Source organism: Streptomyces sp. PU-14G (assembly GCF_041028275.1).
Lineage (GTDB): Bacteria > Actinomycetota > Actinomycetes > Streptomycetales > Streptomycetaceae > Streptomyces.
Genome location: NZ_JASKYT010000480.1, coordinates 1 through 4687 on the forward strand (window position 1 = coordinate 1; position 4687 = coordinate 4687).

Sequence of the window (4687 nt, forward strand, 5' to 3'; positions counted from 1 at the left end):
AACCCCGGAACCCCGAGACCCGCGCCCCGCGCCCGAGCCCGGAGACCTCAGAAGCCACAGGCGCCACTTCTCACACAGAAGTCACACCAATGTATTGACGTCCATTCACGCGAGCCTCAGCATGAATACATTCATGCAGTCCGGCGAAGGGAAGGTGCGACGCAATGGCCGGTGTGGTGGAGCGGCGCTCGATCGATGTCGTCCCGGACGCGGAGCGGTACGGCACGGCCTTCAGCCAGTTCACGCTCTGGCTGGGCGCCAACCTGCAGATCACCGCCGTCGTGACGGGCGCCCTCGCCGTCGTCTTCGGCGCGCAGGCCTTCTGGGCGATACTCGGCCTGCTGATCGGCAACCTGCTGGGCGGCGCGGTGATGGCCCTGCACTCCGCGCAGGGGCCCCGGCTGGGACTGCCGCAGATGATCTCCAGCCGGGCTCAGTTCGGAGTCCGGGGCGCGGCGGTACCGCTCGCGCTCGTCATCGTGATGTACATCGGTTTCTTCGCCAGCGGCAGCGTCCTGGCAGGCCAGGCGGTCGGCGAGCTGACACACCTCGGGGAGACCCCGGGTATCGTCCTGTTCGCGGTCATCACCGCCGTGGCCGCCGCCGTCGGGTACCGGGTGATCCACGCGCTCGGCAGGATCGCGGGCCTGGTGTGCGCGGTCACCTTCGTCTACCTCGGCATCCGGCTGCTCCAGCGCGCCGAACTGACCGACCTGCTGGCCGACCGGACCTTCTCGTTCCCGCTCTTCCTGCTGGCCGTCTCCCTGGCAGCCTCCTGGCAGCTGGCCTTCGGCCCGTACGTCGCCGACTACTCGCGCTATCTGCCGCGCTCCACCTCGGCGCGCGCCACGTTCTGGTGGACGCTCGGCGGTTCGGCACTGGGGTCGCAGTGGTCCATGACGTTCGGCGCGCTGGCCGCGGCGGCGGCCGGGTCCGGCTTCGTCGGCAACGAGGTGGGCTACGTGGTGGGGCTGGGCGGGGCCGGCGTGATCGCCTCGTTCCTGTACTTCGTCATCGCGCTGGGGAAACTGACGATCAACGTCCTCAACACCTACGGCGGCTTCATGTCCGTGGTGACGGGCGTCAGCGGTTTCCGCGGCCAACGGAAGCTGGGGCCGCGCGCCCGGGCCTGCTACATCGCCGGAATCATGGTCGCGGGCACGGCCGTGGCACTGATCGGGAAGGACAGCTTCCTGACGTCCTTCAAGGACTTCCTGCTCTTCCTGCTCACCGCGTTCACGCCCTGGTCGGCCATCAACCTCGTCGACTACTACGTGATCGCCAAGGAACGCTACGACCTTCCCGCCCTCAGCGATCCGCACGGGCGCTACGGGGCGTGGCGGTGGAAGGCGCTGGCCGTCTACGCCGTCGGGCTCGTCGCGCAGTTCCCCTTCCTCGCCACCCACTTCTACACCGGGCCGCTGGTGGAGCCGCTCGGCGGTGCCGACATCTCGTGGCTGGTCGGCCTGGCCGTCCCCGCCGCTCTCTACTGGCTGGTGACCCGCCGGGACACGGCCCACATACCGGAGCGCACGATTCTGACCGTTCCCGCGCCGGCGGCGGCCGAACAGCAGGAACCGGCGCAGCCGACGCAGCCGACGGGATGAGAGCCGCGGGTCCAGGCACACGCGGCCCTCACCCGCGGCCGGCACGTCGGTCCCCTCGACGGCCGTTATGGTTTAAGGTTCAACCAGATAGCCGCCGCAGTCCCCCCGCACCCCGGGCCCTGGCTTGGCGGCGACCGCACGGACGACACCGAGGGAATCGGAGACATCACCGTGAGCACCCCGACGAAGCTCGCCGTCATCTACTACTCGGCCACCGGCACGATCGCCGAGATCGCCAAGGAGATCGGTCACGCGGCGGAGCAGGCAGGCGCCGAGGTCAGGCTGCGCCGAGCCGCCGAGCTCGCCCCGCAGGAGGCCATCGACTCCAACCCGGCGTGGGCCGCGAACGCCGCAGCCACCGCCGACATACCGCTCGCCACCCCGGACGACATGGTGTGGGCCGACGCCGTGATCTTCGGATCGCCGACCCGCTACGGCAACGTCGCCTCGCAGCTGAAGCAGTTCATCGACACGCTCGGCGGCCTGTGGGCGGAGGGCAAGCTGGCCGACAAGGTCTACAGCGGCTTCACCTCGTCCGCCACCAGCCACGGCGGCCAGGAGTCCACCCTGCTGGCCCTCTACAACACGGTGCACCACTTCGGCGGCATCCTCGTCGCGCCCGGTTACACGGACCCGGCCAAGTTCGGTGACGGCAACCCCTACGGCACCTCCCACGTCGACGCGCAGGGCAACAACCCGGTCGACGACACCACGCGCACCGCCGCCCGCATCCAGGCCGAGCGCGTCGTGAAGGTCGCCACCGCCCTCACCTCCGGCGGCGCCACCGACTGAACCTTTGCCCCGCAACCCGCAACCCACCACCCCGCCGCCGCGGGCACCGGGCCCCGCCGCGCGGGGCCCGGGAAGGCTGCTCCGGGGCGGTGGGTGCGCGGCGCGCGGCGTCCCACCGCCCGGGCGCGGTCAGGCGTCGACAGCCGCGGGGTCGGTGGCGGCGGGAGACGGCGAGACGTCGGGCCCGCCCGAGGTGCGCCGGACGGCCGGGATCGCGGCGGCGACGGCCGCGGCGACCAGCGCGACCCCGCACCCGATCAGCAGCCCGGTGCGGAAGCCGCTCTCCGAGGTGAAGGTGTGGCCGCCCTTGGTGAGCGTCATCTGTGCGAGGACGACGCCGACCACGGCGGCGCCGATCGACGTGCCGAGCGAACGCATGAGGGTGTTGAACCCGTTGGCAGCCGCCGTCTCGGACTGCGGAACCGAGCCCATGATCAGGGCCGGCATCGATCCGTAGGCGAGCCCCACCCCGCTGTTGACCACGATCATGACGACCATCAGGCCCCACGCCGTGCCCATCAGCGGGAGCGACAGTCCGTAACCGAGGGCGATGACCAGGACGCCGCTGATCAGCGTCGTCTTGGGGCCGCGGGCGTTGGTGAGCATGCCGCCGAGCGGGGAGACGAGCATCATCATGATGCCGCCGGGTGCCATCCACAGACCGGCGGCGAGCATCGACTGCCCCAGGCCGTACCCGGTGGCCTCCGGGAACTGCAGGAGCTGGGGGATGACCAGCATGCTCGCGTACATGCCGAAGCCGACGAAGATCGAGGCGACGTTGGTGAACAGTACGCGCGGGCGGGCCGTGGTGCGCAGGTCGATCAGCGGATCCTGAGTGCGCACCTCCCAGACGCCCCAGCCGACGAGGACCACGGCCGCGGCGGCGAACAGCCCCAGAGTCGTACCCGGCCCAGCCCCAGTCGCCGCCCTTGGAGACGGCCAGCAGCAGGCAGACGAGGCCGACGGCGAGCCCCAGCGCCCCGGGCCCGTCGAAGCGCTGCCCCTTGGCGGCGGCGGGCACCTCCGGGATGAAGGACCAGAGCAGGACGGCGACGACAGCCGCCATCCCGGCGGCGCCCCAGAACAGAACCCGCCAGTCGGCGTACTGCGCGATCGCGGCGGCGATCGGCAGGCCCAGACCACCGCCGATCCCCATGGAGGCGCTGACCAGGGCGATGGAGGAGCTGAGCTTCTCCTGGGGAACCACGTCGCGCAGCAGGGCGATGCCGAGCGGCACCATGCCCATCCCCATCCCCTGGAGGCACCGGCCGACGATCATGGGCACCACCGTCGACGACAGGGCGCACACCACGGAACCGGCCATCAGCGGCACGGCACACACCAGCAGCATGCGGCGCTTGCCGACCATGTCGCCGAGGCGGCCGAAGACGGGCACGCAGACGGCGCCCACCACCAGCGTGGCCGTGATCACCCAGGCGGCGTTCGACGCGCTGGTGTCGAGAATCTTCGGCAGCTCCGCGATCAGCGGGGTGACCAGCGTCTGCATGATCGCTGCCGTGATGCCCGCGAACGCGAGCGTGGCAACCACGCCGCCCGCGCGGGCTGAGGGCTTGGTGGCCTCCATGCCGGAACTCCTCGATGTCTGGCCGAACAGTGGTATGCATCGTACATGCAATGTGGCCCATGCATTCCCTGTGTTCCATACATAGCTATGAGAGAATGCCGTCGGGCAGCCGACGCCGCCGGGCGCCCACGGCTCGCAGGGAAAGCAGGAGGCAGCACGGCACATGAGCAACCGCACCCACGAAGTCGAGTACGAACAGATGCTGCTGAGCCGCCACGGGCTGTGGCAGCACAAGGGCGGTCGCGGCAAGGACGCGCCCATGGAGCGGAGTGCCTACATCCTGCTCAGCCGGATCCGCGTGCAGGGCCCGATGTCCATCGGCGAACTCAGCGACGCCTTCGGGCTCGACGCCTCCACACTCAACCGCCAGACGGCCGCGGCGATGCGTTCAGGACTGGTCGAGCGGATTCCGGACCCCGCGGGCGGCATGGCGCGCAAGTTCCAGATCACCGACAAGGGCGCCCGCATGCTCGACGAGAAGCGGGACTACTTCGTCCGGGCCCTGGACAAGGTGATGGCCGACTGGTCGGACGAGGACATCGCCCACTTCGCCTCCTACCTGAGGCGTTTCAACAGCGACATCGAACGCATCGAGGGCCGCCCGTGGCCACGCCCCGGGGCCGACGGCGCCTGAAACCGGACCGCACCCCGCCCGGCGCACCATCCCGCAAGCTTCCGCAAGCCCCGCGAGCCCCGCAAGCCC

At 70.5% G+C, this 4687-nt stretch carries 3 protein-coding genes and 1 pseudogene; 3 read left to right on the top strand and 1 reads right to left on the bottom strand.

Going from position 1 to position 4687, the window contains the following annotated elements:
- The first annotated feature begins 164 nt into the window (after positions 1-164).
- The gene (locus AB8Z75_RS31875; RefSeq protein ID WP_369208124.1) at positions 165-1607 is read left to right on the top strand and encodes a cytosine permease; all 1443 of its coding nucleotides are present in this window, start codon (positions 165-167) and stop codon (positions 1605-1607) included.
- 171 nt (positions 1608-1778) lie between these two features.
- Positions 1779-2399, top strand: a complete 621-nt coding sequence (gene wrbA / locus AB8Z75_RS31880; RefSeq protein ID WP_369208126.1) for an NAD(P)H:quinone oxidoreductase — start codon at positions 1779-1781, stop codon at positions 2397-2399.
- Positions 2400-2528: 129 nt separating this feature from the next.
- On the opposite strand, the pseudogene AB8Z75_RS31885 reads toward wrbA, so the two are convergent.
- Positions 2529-3984, bottom strand: a pseudogene (locus tag AB8Z75_RS31885) (MFS transporter).
- Between the two features lie 163 nt (positions 3985-4147).
- On the opposite strand from AB8Z75_RS31885, the gene AB8Z75_RS31890 reads away from it, so the two are divergent.
- On the top strand, positions 4148-4618 hold the full coding sequence (locus AB8Z75_RS31890; RefSeq protein ID WP_369208128.1) for a MarR family winged helix-turn-helix transcriptional regulator: 471 nt from the start codon (positions 4148-4150) through the stop codon (positions 4616-4618).
- Positions 4619-4687: the final 69 nt, after the last annotated feature.